14 protein-coding genes are annotated in these 16706 nt (G+C 51.5%); 5 read left to right on the top strand and 9 right to left on the bottom strand.

The features are described 5' to 3' along the window. Positions 1-45: 45 nt before the first annotated feature. Positions 46-1515 (bottom strand): lysine-specific permease, encoded by a 1470-nt coding sequence (lysP, locus tag OGX89_RS10650; protein WP_125112602.1) that lies wholly within the window; start codon positions 1513-1515, stop codon positions 46-48. Between the two features lie 195 nt (positions 1516-1710). Continuing rightward, positions 1711-2592 carry a DNA-binding transcriptional regulator YeiE gene (gene yieE / locus OGX89_RS10645; protein WP_003834519.1) on the bottom strand — a complete coding sequence of 294 codons (882 nt, stop codon included), beginning with the start codon at positions 2590-2592 and terminating at the stop codon, positions 1711-1713. 244 nt (positions 2593-2836) lie between these two features. On the opposite strand from yieE, the gene OGX89_RS10640 reads away from it, so the two are divergent. The 3 genes from OGX89_RS10640 (at position 2837) to OGX89_RS10630 (ending at position 5906) form a co-directional block, all read left to right on the top strand. Beyond that, positions 2837-3886, top strand: a complete 1050-nt coding sequence (locus OGX89_RS10640; RefSeq protein ID WP_003834521.1) for a YeiH family protein — start codon at positions 2837-2839, stop codon at positions 3884-3886. Between the two features lie 71 nt (positions 3887-3957). Then, positions 3958-4815: a deoxyribonuclease IV gene (gene nfo / locus OGX89_RS10635; protein ID WP_003834523.1), complete on the top strand. Its 858-nt coding sequence runs from the start codon at positions 3958-3960 to the stop codon at positions 4813-4815. Positions 4816-4817: 2 nt separating this feature from the next. Further along, positions 4818-5906, top strand: a complete 1089-nt coding sequence (locus OGX89_RS10630) for a sugar kinase (RefSeq protein ID WP_125112603.1) — start codon at positions 4818-4820, stop codon at positions 5904-5906. Positions 5907-5949: 43 nt separating this feature from the next. Here the strand turns inward: OGX89_RS10630 and OGX89_RS10625 are convergent, their stop codons facing one another. From OGX89_RS10625 to hypT, 4 genes are all read right to left on the bottom strand, one after another. Then, a complete protein-coding gene (locus OGX89_RS10625) occupies positions 5950-7200 on the bottom strand; it encodes a NupC/NupG family nucleoside CNT transporter (protein WP_125112604.1) in 1251 nt (416 codons plus the stop codon). A gap of 96 nt (positions 7201-7296) precedes the next feature. Then, entirely contained in the window at positions 7297-8232 is a 936-nt protein-coding gene (locus tag OGX89_RS10620; RefSeq protein WP_123267564.1) for a pseudouridine-5'-phosphate glycosidase, read from the bottom strand. After that, on the bottom strand, positions 8220-9161 hold the full coding sequence (locus tag OGX89_RS10615; protein WP_003834530.1) for a pseudouridine kinase: 942 nt from the start codon (positions 9159-9161) through the stop codon (positions 8220-8222). The genes OGX89_RS10620 and OGX89_RS10615 overlap by 13 nt, the downstream gene beginning before the upstream one ends. A gap of 303 nt (positions 9162-9464) precedes the next feature. Further along, a complete protein-coding gene (gene hypT / locus OGX89_RS10610) occupies positions 9465-10376 on the bottom strand; it encodes a hypochlorite stress DNA-binding transcriptional regulator HypT (protein WP_003834533.1) in 912 nt (303 codons plus the stop codon). A gap of 352 nt (positions 10377-10728) precedes the next feature. Here hypT and cuyB point away from each other — a divergent pair, with 352 nt between their 5' ends. Together cuyB and OGX89_RS10600 are read left to right on the top strand one after the other, a co-directional pair. Continuing rightward, positions 10729-11448 (top strand): cysteate racemase, encoded by a 720-nt coding sequence (gene cuyB / locus OGX89_RS10605; RefSeq protein ID WP_125112605.1) that lies wholly within the window; start codon positions 10729-10731, stop codon positions 11446-11448. A 75-nt stretch (positions 11449-11523) separates the two neighbouring features. Continuing rightward, positions 11524-12822, top strand: a complete 1299-nt coding sequence (locus OGX89_RS10600; RefSeq protein WP_063940523.1) for an anaerobic C4-dicarboxylate transporter — start codon at positions 11524-11526, stop codon at positions 12820-12822. Positions 12823-12928: 106 nt separating this feature from the next. On the opposite strand, the gene fruA is transcribed toward OGX89_RS10600, so the two are convergent. From fruA to fruB, 3 genes are read right to left on the bottom strand one after another with little or no spacing between them, the layout of a single operon-like run. Then, positions 12929-14617, bottom strand: a complete 1689-nt coding sequence (gene fruA, locus OGX89_RS10595) for a PTS fructose transporter subunit IIBC (RefSeq protein ID WP_048215908.1) — start codon at positions 14615-14617, stop codon at positions 12929-12931. Positions 14618-14633: 16 nt separating this feature from the next. After that, entirely contained in the window at positions 14634-15572 is a 939-nt protein-coding gene (gene fruK, locus OGX89_RS10590) for a 1-phosphofructokinase (RefSeq protein WP_003834544.1), read from the bottom strand. Continuing rightward, positions 15572-16702, bottom strand: coding sequence for a fused PTS fructose transporter subunit IIA/HPr protein (gene fruB, locus OGX89_RS10585; RefSeq protein WP_125112606.1), 1131 nt, complete (start codon positions 16700-16702; stop codon positions 15572-15574). The genes fruK and fruB overlap by 1 nt, the downstream gene beginning before the upstream one ends. Positions 16703-16706 lie beyond the last annotated feature (4 nt).

Raw genomic sequence — 16706 nt, 5'->3', positions numbered from 1 at the left:
CCGGCACTCATCATGCCGGGGTTTTTGTTATGCTTTTTTATACTGTTACTTCTTTACGCGGCCCGGGAATTTCATTTCGCTGTAGCGAACAAAACGGGTTCCTTTGGTCAGCTTATAGCCAAGCCAGATAATCAGGAACAGCGGGATACCGATATAGGTAGCCATCACGCCGCCCCAGTCAATGCTGTCTTTCAGGAACGCTTCGTAGTTCTGACCCAGGGTGATAATCAGGCACAGCACAAAGGCGAAGATCGGACCCAGCGGGAAGAAGCCAGAACGGTACGGCAGATCCTTCACATCGTGCCCCTGCAGTACATAACCGCGACGGAAGCGATAGTGGCTAATAGCAATCCCCAGCCAGGCGATAAAGCCCGTCATCCCGGAAGTATTCAGCAGCCACAGGTACACGGTCTGGTTGCCAAACATTGAAGTCAGGAAGCACAGCCCCGCCACCACGGTGGTCGCATACAGCGCGTTACGCGGTACGCCGCCACGAGACAGTTTGCCGAAAATACGCGGCGCTTTACCGTCACATGCCAGGGTGTAAAGCATACGCGTGGAGGCGTACATCCCGGAGTTACCTGCGGACAGCACCGCCGTCAGGATAACTGCGTTCATCACCGCTGCCGCAGACAGCAGACCCGCATGCTGGAATACCAGCGTGAACGGGCTAACGCTGATGTCTTTTACATCGTTACGCAGCAGGCTTGGATCGGTATACGGAATGATCAGGCTGATAATCAAAATTGCGAACACATAGAACAGCAGGATTCGCCAGAATACCTGACGTACCGCACGTGGAATGTTCTTTTCAGGATCTTCAGATTCGCCAGCCGCGATACCGATAAGCTCTGTCCCCTGGAAGGAGAAGCCGACTATCATCGCCACGCCAATCATCGCAGCAAAACCACCGGCAAACGGTGCATCGCCGGTCGTCCAGTTGCTCCAGCCCACCGGCTGAGCGCCTTTGAAGATACCGAAAATCATCATCACACCAACCACGATGAAGATAATGACGGTGGTAACTTTGATCAGTGAGAACCAATATTCCGCTTCACCAAACCCGCGAACGGAAATGTAGTTCAGCAGGAAGATAACGCCGAGGAACAGCGCACTCCAGATCCAGCCCGGCGTGTCCGGGAACCACCAGCTCATCACCAGCTGTGCGGCCACCAGGTCAACGGCAATCGTTACCGCCCAGTTGTACCAGTAGTTCCAGCCCAGCGCGAAGCCAAAGCCTTCTTCTACATAGTTCTGACCGTAGGTGGAAAACGAGCCGGAAACCGGCATATAGGCAGCCAGTTCACCGAGGCTGGTCATCAGGAAGTACACCATCAGACCGATCAGAATATAAGAGAACAACGCGCCGCCTGGACCCGCTGCAGAAATAGTTGCACCAGATGCAACGAAAAGACCCGTACCGATGGAGCCTCCAATGGCAATCATCGTCAGGTGACGCGCCTTCAGTTCACGACGTAGCGTGGGCGCTTCTGTGGTTTTAGTTTCGGAAACCATGTGAAAATGCTATCCATCCAAAAAATGAGGCGCGATTGTAGCAGACGAAATGGCATTCTTCCGGCACAAATACGCTGTTATAAGAGACCTTCATGACTGGCCGCGGATTATAAGTAAAGCAGAAAATATGCGGTGTAAGGCGGTTAAGTTATAACCGCCGTTCTACAGAGAGGTGACATTACGACAGTAAGCGCCCTATTCGCCCAGCTCGACCTGATCGCTGTAATGTAAAAAACGCGTAATGGCATTGGAGATGTGTTTTTGCCTGTGATGCACGCGCCAGAGAGTACGGACTAAACGCGGCAGCGGCACGGGAACTTCGCTCAGCGTTCCCGCCTGCAACTGCTCCGCAATAACCCGACGCGACAAGCAGCTGATCCCGAGACCATGACGCACCGCATGCTTAATGGCCTCGGAGTTACCCAACTCCATTGCCATCTGAAATCTCGGCAGATGAGACAGCAGCAGGTAATCCACCAGTTCGCGCGTACCCGATCCTCGTTCACGCAGGATCCACGGCGAAGCAGCCAGTTGTTCCAGCGTAACAGGCCCCTTTGTGAGCGGTGACGACGGTGCGGCAAACACCACCAGCTCGTCTTCCAGCCACGGTTCAGAAATAATTTCAGTACTGTGACAAGGCCCTTCGATCAGTCCGATATCTACCCTAAAATCCAGCACCGCATTAATCACATCCTGACTGTTACCCACGCTCAGCTCGAGCGGCAAATCAGGAAAATCCTGCCGATAGCGGGCGATCATAGCAGGCAAGATATAGTTACCAATGGTGCTACTGGCATAGACCCGAATGGCACCATTATCTTCGCGAAAAAGCTGTTCGATTTCGGTTGTTTGCTCAAGTAACGCCAACGCTCGTGGGTAGAGCAAACGCCCGTGCTCGTTGACCACCAGTCGTTTACCGACACGGTCAAACAGTTGCACGCCGAGTTGCCCTTCCAGATCGGTAAGTGCCGCACTCACCGCCGACTGCGACAATGCCAGCATGACAGACGCCTGGGTCGTTGAACCGCTTTTTAGTACCTCAGCAAACACTTCAAGTTGTCGCAGGGTGATATGCATAGTCGTTTTCCACCGGATATCCGTTACTTATACCCTAAATAATTCGAGTTGCAGGAAGGCGGCAAGAGAGTGCATCCCCGGGAGCGTACTTAAGTACGTGACTGGGGTGAACGAGCGCAGCCAACGCACATGCAACTTGAAGTATGACGGGTATACCACTTATATAGATTAATTATAAATATATAATCAATTTTATTTTTAAACCACTTCGCCGTACTCTTTTACCCAGATAAAGGAGAAGGATATGACAGAACTCACCTTGCAGACTCATCGTCGTACAGCGTGGCATTTTATTCCGGGGCTTGCCCTGAGTGCAGTTATCACTGGGGTTGCCTTATGGGGTGGATCTATTCCCGCCGTCGCAGGTGCCGGGTTCAGCGCCCTCACCTTAGCAATCTTGTTGGGGATGGTCCTCGGCAACACCGTCTATCCGCACATCTGGAAAAGCTGTGACGGCGGCGTGCTGTTTGCTAAACAACATCTATTACGTCTGGGGATCATCCTCTACGGCTTCCGCCTCACCTTCGCGCAAATTGCTGACGTCGGCGTCAGCGGTATCGTGATTGATGTGTTAACGCTGAGCAGTACCTTTATGATTGCCTGTTTCCTGGGGCAAAAAGTGTTTGGTCTGGACCGCCACACCAGCTGGCTGATTGGCGCGGGGAGCAGCATTTGCGGTGCCGCCGCCGTGCTGGCAACCGAGCCGGTAGTGAAAGCGGAAGCCAGTAAGGTAACCGTCGCTGTCGCCACCGTGGTGATCTTCGGTACCATCGCTATCTTCCTGTATCCGGCAATGTATCCGCTGCTGGCACACTGGTTTAGCCCAGAAACCTACGGCATTTACATTGGTTCCACCATGCATGAAGTGGCGCAGGTAGTGGCTGCCGGGCACGCCATTAACCCGGATGCAGAAAACGCCGCGGTTATTGCCAAAATGCTGCGCGTCATGATGCTGGCACCGTTCCTCATCCTGCTGGCAGCTCGCGTTAAACAACTGTCTCCGGTTACGGGTGGTGAGAAAAGCAAAATCACTATTCCATGGTTTGCCATCCTGTTCATTGTGGTCGCGATTTTTAACTCGTTCCACCTGCTGCCGCAGTCGGTTGTGAACATGCTGGTAACGCTGGACACCATTTTGCTGGCAATGGCAATGGCTGCACTGGGGTTAACCACTCACGTTAGCGCACTGAAAAAAGCCGGTGCCAAACCGTTACTGATGGCCCTGCTGCTGTTTGTCTGGTTGATTGTCGGTGGTGCTGCGATTAACGTCGCTGTCCACGCCCTGATGGCATAAACGATCACGACTCACCTCCATTAACCCGCTATACTCTCCCTTTTTGTATTTGAGTATGGCGGGTTAAATTTATGAAATACATCGGAGCGCACGTAAGCGCCGCTGGCGGTCTGGCTAACGCCGCTATTCGAGCCGCAGAAATCGAAGCGACCGCATTCGCCCTGTTCACCAAGAATCAGCGCCAGTGGCGTGCCGCGCCGCTGACCACCGAAATCATTGATGATTTCAAATCTGCTTGTGAGAAGTACCACTACACCTCTGCACAAATCCTGCCTCACGACAGTTACCTGATTAACCTCGGTCACCCGGTCAGCGATGCGCTGGAAAAATCGCGTGATGCGTTTCTTGATGAAATGCAACGCTGTGAACTGCTTGGCTTATCCCTGCTGAACTTTCACCCTGGCAGCCATTTGATGCAGATCCCGGAAGATGAGTGTCTGGCGCGCATTGCCGAATCCATCAACATCGTCCTCGCTCAGACCCAGGGCGTTACGGCAGTTATCGAAAATACCGCCGGGCAGGGTAGCAATCTGGGATTCAAGTTTGAGCATCTGGCCGCCATAATTGACGGCGTCGAAGATAAGTCCCGCGTCGGCGTCTGCATTGATACCTGCCACGCTTTCGCGGCGGGTTACGATTTGCGTTCCGCAGAAGAGTGCGAAAAGACGTTTGCGGAATTTGAACGTATTGTCGGTTTCAAGTATCTACGCGGTATGCACCTGAACGACGCCAAGAGCGCGTTTGGCAGTCGCGTTGACCGTCATCACAGCCTGGGTGAAGGCAATATTGGCCATGATGCCTTCCGTTGGATTATGCAGGATAATCGTTTTGACGGTATTCCAATGGTGCTGGAAACCATTAATCCGGATATCTGGGCCGAAGAGATCGCCTGGCTGAAAGCCCAGCAAACAGAAAAAGCGGTGGCCTAATCATGAACGACAGGGAAAAGCAGATCCTTAAGATCCTGCGTCGCAATCCGTTGATTCAACAGAATGAAATCGCCGATATTTTGCAGATCAGTCGTTCACGCGTCGCTGCGCATATCATGGATTTAATGCGTAAAGGCATGATCAAAGGGAAAGGTTATATCCTTACCGAGCAAGATTATTGCGTGGTTGTTGGGGCCATTAATATGGATATTCGTGGTGTTGCTGACATCGACTATCCTCAGGCTGCCTCTAATCCTGGCAGCATTCACTGCTCAGCAGGTGGTGTAGGACGTAACATCGCCCACAACCTGGCGCTGCTGGGTCGCGACGTACATTTAATTTCCGCTGTGGGCAGTGACTTCTATGGCGAAACACTGCTGGAACAAACGCGTCAGGCTGGTGTTAACGTTTCCAGTTGCATACGTCTGCATGGACATAACACCTCAACTTACCTGTCTATTGCTAATCAGCAGGAAGAGACCGTACTGGCAATTAATGATACCCATATCCTGCAACAATTGACGCCGCAGTTGTTGAACGGTTCGCGAGATTTGATTCGTCATTCCGGTGTTGTACTGGCAGATTGCAATCTCACCGCCGAAGCCATTGAGTGGGTCTTCACTATTGCTGATGATATTCCGGTATTCATTGACACCGTTTCAGAGTTCAAAGCGGCAAAAATGAAGACCTGGTTTACGCGCATTCATACGTTGAAACCCACGCAAAAAGAGCTGGCGATTCTGTGGGGGCAACCTATCCATTCAGATGCCGATCGCATACTGGCTGTCAATAGTCTCCATCAACAGGGGGTAAAAAGGATCTTTGTCTGCCTGGAAGATGAATCCGTGTTTTGCAGCGAAAAGGACGGGGAACAATTTTTACTGACCCCTCCTGAGCATACGGTTGTTGACAGTTTTGGCGCCGATGACGCATTTATGGCAGGATTACTGTACAGCTTTCTGGAAGGGAGCGAGTTTCGTGAAAGCGCTCACTTTGCCATGGCCTGCGCGGCGCTATCGCGAGCCAGCGTCAGTATCAACAACCCAACCCTCTCAGCAGATAACGCCTTGTATTTGCTACAAACAGCTTAAATGTCATGCCGGATGGCGCTACGCTTATCCGGCATGACTCTCGTTATGCTATACCGATAAAGAAACCGGCTATGGTGGCGCTCATCAGGTTTGACAACGTTGCTGCTGCCAGCGCCCGCATTCCAAGCTGCGCGATTTCCGGGGCTCGCTGGGGTGCTATCGCCGAAAACGCGCCGACAACAACGCCAATCGAACCAAAGTTAGCGAAACCGCACAGTGCAAACGAGATAATCGCAATGGTCTTCACATCCAGCGTCCCGCCGGTTTGCAGATACGGCGAGAAGTTGAGATAAGCGACAAACTCGTTGATTGCCAGTTTCTGTCCGATCAGGCTACCTGCCAGCGTCGCATCGCTCCAGTCAACGCCCATAATCCACGCCAGCGGGGCTAAGACATAGCCAAAGATCCCTTCCAGAGTAGCGTGACCCAAACCAAACCAGCCGCCAACCCCGCCGATAATGCCGTTAATCAGTGCGATAATAGCGACAAATGCCATCACTACCGTCGCCACGCCTGCGGCAATTTTCAGCCCGGTCATCGCCCCACTCGCCGCTGCTTCAATGATGCTTTTCGGCGGCGTTTCAGTAAATGACAGGTTTTCGAAGGTGACACGAGATTCTTCTGTTGCCGGACTCAGCATTCGTGCGAACAAAATACCGCCAGGGATTGCCATCAACGATGCAGCCAGCAAATAGTCAATCGGAACGCCCATTCCGGCGTAACCAATCATCATTGAGCCTGCAATTGAAGCCATCCCGCTACAAATAGCGGTAAACAGCTCATTGCGATTCAGCCGGTCAATAAACGGTTTGACGATCGCCGGGATTTCGTTTTGCCCGAGGAAAATTGTCGTTACTGCGACAAATGACTCGATCTTACTGATGTTCAGCGCTTTCTGGAAAATACCGCCGAGGATGCGGATCAACAGCCCCATCACGCCAATGTAGTAGAGCAGACTGATTAGTGCAGTCACAAAAATGATGGCCGGGAGCACCCGAAAGGCGAAGATAAACCCGGCTCCGTCAAACAGCACATCCATTTTTGGCCCGACCAGGGAGCCAAAGATAAATGCGCTTCCCGCGTCACTATAGGACATCACCTTGTGGACACCGAGCGCAGCCTGTTCCACCAGCCATTTCCCCGGCGGAAAATACAGCATAATGCCGCCAATTGCGATTTGCAGTACCAGCGCAGCTCCGACTGTGCGCAGACTAATACGTTTTTTATTTACTGACAGCAGAAACGCGATGGCCAGTAATACCACCATACCCACAACACTTCTCATTATATCCATAATGAAATTCCCTTCATGCCAGGAAACCCGGCTTTATCGCCGGGCTTTGGTAGGTTTGATATTCGCGGGCGACCGCATTCTGCCCGGAAAATTCTGTCAGGCGAGGCGCTGATATTCCTTCGCAATTTCGCAGGCCAGCACAGCGTTGTTGAACACCAGCTGAATATTTGATTTCAGGCTGTCACCACCGGTTAGCTCCGCAACTCGCGCCAGCAGGAACGGCGTACTCTCTTTGCCCACAATCCCCTGCTCTTCCGCTTCTTTTACCGCCCGATCGATTGCCGCGTTAATTTTCTCCTCTGCCATCGCAAACTGTTCCGGGATTGGGTTTGCAACAACCAGACCGCCGTCGAGACCCGTTTGCCATTTCACCGCCATGGCTCGGGCAATCTCTTTTGCGCTGTCCAGCCGGATACTGACCTCAAACGGACTGGTGCGGCAGAAAAATGCCGGCAACGCTTTGGTTTGATATCCAATTAATGGCACGCCAAAAGTTTCTAAATATTCGGTCGTTAAACCGAGATCAAGAATAGATTTCGCGCCAGCACAAATTACCGTGACATTGGTATGTGCCAGTTCTTGCAGATCCGCAGAAATATCAAAGGTATGTTGGGCTCCACGATGAACGCCACCAATCCCTCCCGTTGCAAATACTTTAATTCCAGCCAGTGCGGCAATAATCATGGTTGAGGCAACAGTCGTTGCACCATTTTTCCCTGCCGCAACCACAAACGGCAAATCACGACGACTGACTTTAGTAACGCTATGACCTTCTCGTCCAAGCAACTCAATTTCATCTTTACTTAAACCAACTTTCATTACCCCGCCAATAATGGCAATGGTCGCAGGAACTGCTCCGTGCTTACGAATAGTTTCTTCTACTTCAATCGCTGTCTGGGCGTTCTGCGGAAATGGCATACCATGGGAAATAATGGTTGATTCAAGAGCAACAATTGGTTTTTTACTGTTTAATGCTTCCTGTACTTCTGGAGATATTTGTAATAATTCAGAGGAAAGAGTTAATTCAGACATTCTGTGTTCTCCACTATTGAGCTAACATTCGCAACAGACAAATCAGGGTTATTTGTATATTCACTGGCTAATGCCATTGATGAACAACCCTGAGCAAATCGAACCGAATCAATAAAGGGCATACCGTCTAGCCAGCAGGAAGCCAGTCCAGCCATCATCGCATCGCCAGCCCCGGTAACATTAATGACGTGAGTTTTAATCGGCGGCGACCAACCACTATTCCCCGTAATATCACTGTAATAAACGCCGTCACCCCCCATGCTGAGCACCAGCCGATTTAAGCCGCGATCGTGAAACCACGCGGCGACTTTGCCAACGTCATCACGCCCGGAAAGCGCAATACCACTCAGTGTTTCGGCTTCAAGGCGGTTTGGTTTGAGGGTGTGGATTTGTCCCAGACGCTCACGAATTTTGACGCACTTCCATGCCGACACCGGGTCAACAAACACCGGAACATCCCCGGCATTTTCCAGCACCCATGCCATGGCCTCTTCGCTGATATTGCAATCAGCGACAATCACTTTCGCCTGCCGAATAAAATCATGATGCTGCGATAAAAATACTGCTGAAATATGTTCGGTAATACTCATATCATTAATAGCTACCAGCATTTCACCGGTGTTATCAAGCAGTGATAAATAACTTGATGTATTCTCTCCAGGAACGATAAGACACTTATCAACATGTACTCCGGATTGATTGGTTTGCGCCAATAACGATTGACCATAAAAATCATTACCCACTACCGTTAGCAGCCAGGAATTTTTACCCAATAGTGCGAGATTATGTGCAATGTTACGCCCAACGCCTCCTGGGGTGAATTTAATCTTTCCCGGATTCGAATCCGCATAATTTAGAGAAGCATGCGAACACCCGGCAACATCCATATTGGCCGAGCCAATAGTTACTATGTATTCCTTTTCACGCATAGCACGTCCCCTGGCAATTAGCTTGCCACAAATGAGTTCGTTAAAAATAACCAACGCCACACATTAGGTTATTAGAGCAAATGTTCACAATCAAACATGTGTTTATAATAAGCGTGTTTTTGACAAAGTAAATCCATCTGCAAGCTCTAAAGTCGATAGATATGAACAGAATCACAATTTTTTATAGATACAGTTTGTCAGGGAGAGAGAAAGTGAGAGGTAGTACACAAATTAAGCAGGACAAAAAGTATCACTCCGGCATAACCGGAGGTTTTTCAGATGCACCTGGTGAACAGCCGCATGTCAGGTAAGTGAAACCAGATCCTCTGGCATATGGTTGTACAAAATCCGCCAGAAATGCTCAGCCGTTTTATTCAAACGGGTATCCATTCGGTAAATATAGGCCTGAATTGGCACCATCAACTCCGGCGTGTCCAGACAAACCAGGCGCTTATCGCGCAATTCGTTCACGATCGTCCACGCTGGCAGCCAGGCGATACCATGACCATCTAATGCCATATTCTTCAATAGCTCACTCATCGAAGACATAAACAGCGTACGCGCCGAAATACTGCCCACCTCCGCCAAGTGACGGTTAACCAATCTTCCCATGTAGGAAGTGCTGGTGTAGTTCAGAATCGGCACCTGCGGCTGATAGATATCAAACAACGCCTTACCCTGTGCATCCGCAGCACAGACGGGATACAGCTCAGACTCAAAAACCTTCAAGCCGCAGAAAGGTGACTGCATTAAGTCTTCATCGCGAAAGGAGATAATAAAATCACTTTTCCCCTCGCGCAGCGTATTCACCGCCTGGACTACGTCAATCGCTTCGACGTGGTAAACAAACTCCTCGCCCCATGCCGACATTGAATGTACTAATCTGGGCAACATCGTCAGCGACAAAGAATGTGCCGCCGCTATTTTGATATTGGGAACGCCAAGCAGGTTGTGACCACTTAGCTCATCTAAATTGCATTCCAGTTGTTGCAGCAGGCTACGGGTCTGCGAATGGAATAACTTACCCTCCTCCGTCAGCTGCAGTGGACTCGTCGTACGGTCAAACAGCAGCACCCCAACAGCGGATTCGAGCGCCTTGATCCGCCGGCTAAATGCCGGTTGGGATAGGTTGCGCTCCTCCGCGGCCTGGGAAAAATGACGACACGCTTCCAGCGTCAGAAAATCATATAACCATTTTGTCTCGATATTTTTCATGCCTGTCACGCGGATGTTTAAATATGTCGATTAGTCTTAAGCATCATGCCTGAATATTCCCGGAGATGATATTCAACATCAGTATCTGGTGATTCGTTTTTTGCATAATGCCTTCGTTTTTGACATTAACATGTTTCTTTACTCATCGACCACGACCGCTCACCCACCGCGTAACGTCGGGCCTCTGGCTGATTTCCGGCCAGCTGAGGTGGTAAAAGACATCACACTCATGCGTTTTTTGCATTGAACCAAACATTATTGCATTTCTCCTCACGACACTCTGCTGTTAAACATAAGCACCAGATAGACACCAGCTCTGAATATTAAATATCGGTAAATAGAGGTATATATCGTGAAAGGTTTAATTGGCGTACTTGGTGGTATGGGGCCTGCTGCAACCGTCGATCTTTTTAATAAATTCGTCACCTTTACCGCAGCGCAACGCGATCAGGAACATATCCCATTAATTATTTCATCCATCCCTGATATTCCAGACCGAACTGATGCGTTAATGCATCATGGTCATTCCCCACTTCCGGCAATGCGTGATTATATGCACAAACTGGAAGATGCTGGTGCGGAGTGTATTGTGATCCCCTGTAATACCGCCCATTTTTGGTTTAATGAATTAAAAGAGTGCTGTCATACAGAGTTACTCAGTATCGTTGAAACAACCATGAATGAGGTCAAAAACTGCGGAAAATCACGTATCGGTTTACTTGCTACTAACGCCACCCTTTACATGGGACTCTACCAAAAAGGCATAGAATCTCTTGGTTTAACCTGCATCAGTCCTGATTCATCCGATCAGGAAAGGGTCATGGAAAGTATTTATTGCTTAAAAGCCGGCGACCTTAAGCGGGCACAAACGCTGATGAATGAACAGGCTGAAGTGCTCTTCTCACGCGGCGCACAAATCATTGTACTGGGATGTACTGAAGTCCCCGTCATTCTTGCCGACGCAGTCAGAAAGTCTCCAGATAAATATATTGACTCAACCGGATCATTAGTTCGCGCCGGTATTAAATGGTACGAAAAACGAGTTGGCAAACATCATCTTCTGGCGCAATAACAGCCATTACCAGATTAATAAAGCATTAAACAACCACTTATTTTAATAACAAATTATTCTCTGGCGGAGGCCATTATGGTTTGGTTAGAAATTATCGTCGTGTTGGGTGCAATATTTTTTGGTATCCGCCTCGGCGGAATAGGTATCGGTTTATGCGGTGGTCTGGGGCTGGCTATTTTAACGTTGGGATTTGATCTGCAAATTGGCTCGCCACCCGTTGACGTTATCCTTATTATTATGACAGTTGTCGTGGCAGCATCGGCGCTACAGGCCGCAGGAGGTATGGATTATCTGGTTCGTGTTGCCGGTAATTTCATGCGGCGTAACCCTAAATATATCAATATTATTGCACCGATTATCACCTGGTCGATGACCATAATGGCCGGAACAGGGTTCATTGTATTTTCTACCCTGCCAGTGATTGCCGAAGTCGCCAAAGAGTCCGGTATCCGCCCTTCTCGTACGCTCGCCGGATCCGTAGTCGCCTCCCAGGTGGCGATATCCGGTTCGCCGATCAGTGCCGCAATGGCGGCGATGCTGACCATTATGGAGGGCAACGGTATCACCTTTATTCAGGTCATGGCGGTATGTCTACCAGCTTCGTTTGTCGCCGCGATGGTTGCCGCTTTTATCGCCTCACGTCAGGGATGCGAGCTTCAGGATGATGAAGTCTATCTGGAACGCCTGCAAAAAGGATTAGTGCGTAAATATGAAGGGCAAAACAGCACCACGCCGGGTGCCAAACTCTCGGTCGCCCTGTTTATGCTGGCAACGGTCGTCATCGTTATTCTTGCCGCCTGCCCGCAGCTACGCCCTGGATTCGATGCAGGCAACCCAATGAATACCCGGGATATCATCATTATCTGTATGTTGGCTGCCGCTTGCCTGATGGTGGTGTTATGCAAAACATCAACCGATGCTATTGTCCTGACATCCACGTTTAGATCAGGGATGAGTTCACTGGCGGTCATTCTCGGGATTGTTACACTGGGAACGACCTTCATTGATGCCCACTTAGCGGAGATTAAGGATATCGCAGGCGATATTCTACGGGCTTATCCCATGCTGTTGGCACTGGTGCTGTTTGGTACCTGTGCGCTTCTCTACTCGCAAGGCGCCACCACGCCGCTGATCATCCCTCTGGCCGTTGCGCTCGGCGTGCCTACATGGGCAATTCTGGCCTCCTATGTGGCGGTAACCGGGGTGTTTGTTCTACCAACATACCCGACTTCGCTGGCGGCAATGGAGTTCGACACCACAGGGACAACGCGCGTGGGCAAGTATGTCTTAAACCATCCGTTTATGCTGCCAGGACTGGGTGGGATCATTGCTGGCGTTGCCTTTGGTTTTATCATCGCGCCAATGATTACCTGACCCGTTTTATTAAGGCTGGATGGATTATTGTGGCGATGCTGCAACGGTATAGGTAAAAGCATAAAAAAGGGGCAGAGAATTCTCTGCCCCTGGTATTGACGTTAAATCAGGCCGCCTTTGCCACAACCTCAGCTTCCGGGCGCTTCAGCACCGCGTAGGAGAGACCGGCTACCAGCGTACCGGCAATAATTGCCAGCAGGTATCCCAACACCGGCGTGATTGCGCCTGGGATTAACAGGACAAACAGCCCGCCGTGTGGCGCCATCAGCTTCGCACCCACCGCCATCGAGATAGCCCCGGTAATCGCACCACCAACGATACAGCAAGGCAGAACGCGCATTGGGTCACGGGCAGCGAACGGGATTGCCCCTTCGGTGATAAAGCACAGGCCCAGTACCAGCGCAGCTTTTCCGCCTTCCTGCTGCGCTTTGTCGAACTTACGACGCGCAACCAGCGTTGCCAGACCCAGAGCCAGCGGAGGTACCATACCCGCAGCCATGATGGCCGCCATCGGCGCATAAGTTTGTGTACTCAGCAGACCCACACCGAAAGCATACGCCGCCTTGTTAACCGGACCACCCATGTCGGTACACATCATGCCGCCAAGAATCGCGCCAAGCAGCACCGCATTGGCCGTACCCATGGTTTGCAGCCAGTGAGTCAAACCTTCCAGAATACCCGCCACCGGTTTGCCGATCAGGTAAATCATGGCCAGACCAACCACCAGGCTTGAGAACAGCGGAATGATCAGGATCGGTTTCAGCGCTTCCATACTCTGTGGGAGTTTCAGCTTCGTGCTGATAAGCTTCGCCACATAACCGGCAAGGAAACCAGCAATAATCCCGCCAATAAAGCCGGAACCGGTGCTTACCGCCAGCATACCGCCGATAAGACCCGGCGTCAGACCCGGACGATCAGCGATGGAAAACGCGATATAACCTGCCAGTACCGGCACCATCAGCGCGAAGGCTGAACCACCGCCAATCTGCATCAGCGCCGCCGCCAGCGTCCCCTGCTCTTTAAACGCTTCGATACCAAAAGCGAACGAGAGTGCAATACACAGACCGCCAGCAACCACCATCGGCAGCATGTAAGAGACGCCCGTCAGCAGGTGACGATACGCCCCCGCGCTCTCTTTCTTACTTTCGGTTGCTGAAGTCTGCGCTTTACCGGTTGGCTGGTACGGTGTTGCTTCTTCCAGCGCTTTGTCCAGCTCCTGCTTGGTTTTCTTCAACGCAAGACCGGTAGAGGTGCGGTACATCGGTTTGCCGGCAAACTTCGCCAGATCAACTTCAATGTCAGCTGCCACAATCACCAGATCAGCCTGAGCCACTTCTTCCGGCGTAATGGCATTACCTGCACCAACAGAACCTCGGGTTTCAACCTTCACCCACCAGCCACGTTTTTTCGCTTCTGTTTCAATCGCTTCAGCGGCCATAAACGTATGAGCAACACCGGTCGGACACGCCGTCACCGCCACCACGCGTTTTGGACCACTGCTGGCCACAGGTGCTGTTGCAACCGGGGCGCTGTAGGGTTTTGCATGGCCTTTAGCTTCGCTGAGGAAGAGTTCAGGATGCGCAACCGCACGACCAATGTCGCCCAGCCAGACTTTTTTGCCGTTCAGCGAACTGTCGGCAGGAAGCGTATCGCCCAGAACAATTGCCAGTTCGGCATCATTCGGATTATCAATAATTTCCAGATGTGCTTTCTGTGCCGCCGCTCCAAGCAGGGTTTTCGCCATGTAAGCGCGAGCCTGGCCGAGATTAGCGTCAATAATCAGCAGCGTTTTCATTATGCCTCTCCTGCTGTCAGTTAAACGGTTTTAAGTCGACACGCGCCATCATTGCGGCCAACTGAGGACGATCGGTAATGCCTACATTACTTTGGCTTACCGCCAGGGCGGCAACAGCCGTCGCCAGACGCAGGGTATGTTCGCTGGACTCACGCATCAGCAGACCGTAAATCAGACCGCCAACCATTGAATCACCCGCGCCGACGGTGCTGACCACCTCAACTGACGGCGGTTTAGCAATCCACTCACCTGAGGCGTTAACCCACAGCGCACCTTCCGCGCCGAGTGAAATCACCACATGAGCGATCCCCTGTTCACGCAGCGCATGCGCCGCTTCAATCACATCTTTCATTTCCGGCAGCTTACGACCGGCCCAGATTTCCAGCTCACGACGGTTTGGCTTCACCAGCCATGGTGCCGCTTTCAGACCTGCTACCAACGCTTCACGACTACTATCAAAGATAATGCAAGGACACTGACTACGCAGGCGCGTCATCCAGTCGGTGAAGGCTTCCGGGCTCACGCCGGTTGGCAAACTGCCGCTGACGCACACCATGTCGAACTGGCCCAGCCAGCTCAGCGAATCATTTACAAAGCGTTCCCAGTCAGCCGGGGTGACTTCAAAACCAGAGAAATTGAAGTCAGATACTTCACCGTCTTTTTCGGTCAGCTTGACGTTAATACGGGTACGGCCCTGCACGACCTGAAAACGGTTGGCAATGCCCAGCTCGCTGAACAACTGCTGAAAACCATCCTGGTTGTCTTTACCCAGGAAGCCGCCCACAGTGACATCGATACCTAAATCCTTCAAAACCTTAGCGACGTTGATCCCTTTCCCTGCCGCATGCAGACCGGTGGTTTTAACCAGGTTCACTTCACCGCGTTCAATTTCTGGGCAGAAACCCACCAGGTCGTAGGCCGGGTTAAGGGTGATAGTAGCAACACGTCTGCTCATTACGCGCCCTCCCCAAGACCTGCCGCGATGGCTTCGCCAATCGCCTTCAGCGCCTGTTCAGCATCTTCACCCTGTGCAGTAAAGCGCAGGTGATGTCCTTTCTTCACGCCTAACGCCACAACTTTCATCAGACTGCGTCCATTCGCCGGCTTGCCGGTTCCATCAAGATTTGTCACGGTAATTTCACTGTTAAATTGTTTAATCGTATTCACCAGCATGGTGCCCGGGCGGGCATGTAAACCATGCTCATTGCGCACAATAAATTCGGCGCTCAGTACATCATCAGTTAAGGCGTCATCGCTGGTCAGCAGCGCCAGCACCGTTGCCGCATCAGCTTTCAACAAACGGTCAGCTTTATTATTCAGCAGCAGATCGCCAAGGCGCTTCAGCACAGCAACCGGTTGATCGTCATTCATGGCGACGGTCACCAACAGGGCGGCAACTTCACCTTGTACATCGAACGCTGTTGCTGCACGGCTGACCGCAACGGCGCTACGCACGTTACCTTCAGCACAGTCATTCAGCCAGATCCCCTGACCGAGATTCATCGGTTGCTCATTGATTGCTCTGGCCACAAAGGTGGCGTCAACCGCACCGACTTCTTTCAGCCGTGCCGCGTTGAGTGCCTGCAGCGTCACCAGCGAGTTGGCCACGACATCCAGCGACAGCGTTTCGTTATCAAGCTTCAGCTGTTCACTTTGCTTTTCACCCATCAGCAGCGCACGCAGTTCTTCCGCCGTGGTCGCAGATTTCAGCTGTTCAGCGACGGAGTCATCGCTCAGCACGTGTGTCAGCTGACGCAGTAAACCGAGGTGTTCATCAGAACTTGCGGCGATGCCGATTGCCACATAAGCAACCTGCCCTTCTCCCCAGGTCACGCCTTGCGGAAACTGAAATACCTGCACACCGGTTTTCAGTACCTGATCGCGCGTGTCCGTCGTACCGTGAGGAATCGCAATACCGTTGCCGAGGAACGTGGACGTCTGTTGTTCGCGCGCCAGCATGCCATCGACGTAGCCTTCCGCGACGTTACCCGCCTGCACTAAGGCAGCGGCAACCTGGCGAATAGCCTCTTCTTTATTCCCGGCCTGTTCGCCCGGGTGAATATCCTGAACAGATAACTGGAACATGATT

The organism is Citrobacter sp. Cpo103 (assembly GCF_030332605.1).
Classification (GTDB): Bacteria; Pseudomonadota; Gammaproteobacteria; order Enterobacterales; family Enterobacteriaceae; genus Citrobacter; species Citrobacter portucalensis.
This window is presented reverse-complemented; position numbering and strand designations above follow the sequence as displayed.

What these genes read in the sequence shown, in the direction of transcription:
- OGX89_RS10625 (WP_125112604.1), bottom strand. Translation starts at nt 7,200, where the DNA reads ATGGATATAATGAGAAGTGTTGTGGGTATGGTGGTATTACTGGCCATC.
- lysP (WP_125112602.1), bottom strand. Translation starts at nt 1,515, where the DNA reads ATGGTTTCCGAAACTAAAACCACAGAAGCGCCCACGCTACGTCGTGAA.
- OGX89_RS10640 (WP_003834521.1), top strand. Translation starts at nt 2,837, where the DNA reads ATGACAGAACTCACCTTGCAGACTCATCGTCGTACAGCGTGGCATTTT.
- OGX89_RS10600 (WP_063940523.1), top strand. Translation starts at nt 11,524, where the DNA reads ATGGTTTGGTTAGAAATTATCGTCGTGTTGGGTGCAATATTTTTTGGT.
- fruA (WP_048215908.1), bottom strand. Translation starts at nt 14,617, where the DNA reads ATGAAAACGCTGCTGATTATTGACGCTAATCTCGGCCAGGCTCGCGCT.
- fruK (WP_003834544.1), bottom strand. Translation starts at nt 15,572, where the DNA reads ATGAGCAGACGTGTTGCTACTATCACCCTTAACCCGGCCTACGACCTG.
- OGX89_RS10630 (WP_125112603.1), top strand. Translation starts at nt 4,818, where the DNA reads ATGAACGACAGGGAAAAGCAGATCCTTAAGATCCTGCGTCGCAATCCG.
- hypT (WP_003834533.1), bottom strand. Translation starts at nt 10,376, where the DNA reads ATGAAAAATATCGAGACAAAATGGTTATATGATTTTCTGACGCTGGAA.
- OGX89_RS10615 (WP_003834530.1), bottom strand. Translation starts at nt 9,161, where the DNA reads ATGCGTGAAAAGGAATACATAGTAACTATTGGCTCGGCCAATATGGAT.
- OGX89_RS10620 (WP_123267564.1), bottom strand. Translation starts at nt 8,232, where the DNA reads ATGTCTGAATTAACTCTTTCCTCTGAATTATTACAAATATCTCCAGAA.
- fruB (WP_125112606.1), bottom strand. Translation starts at nt 16,702, where the DNA reads ATGTTCCAGTTATCTGTTCAGGATATTCACCCGGGCGAACAGGCCGGG.
- nfo (WP_003834523.1), top strand. Translation starts at nt 3,958, where the DNA reads ATGAAATACATCGGAGCGCACGTAAGCGCCGCTGGCGGTCTGGCTAAC.
- yieE (WP_003834519.1), bottom strand. Translation starts at nt 2,592, where the DNA reads ATGCATATCACCCTGCGACAACTTGAAGTGTTTGCTGAGGTACTAAAA.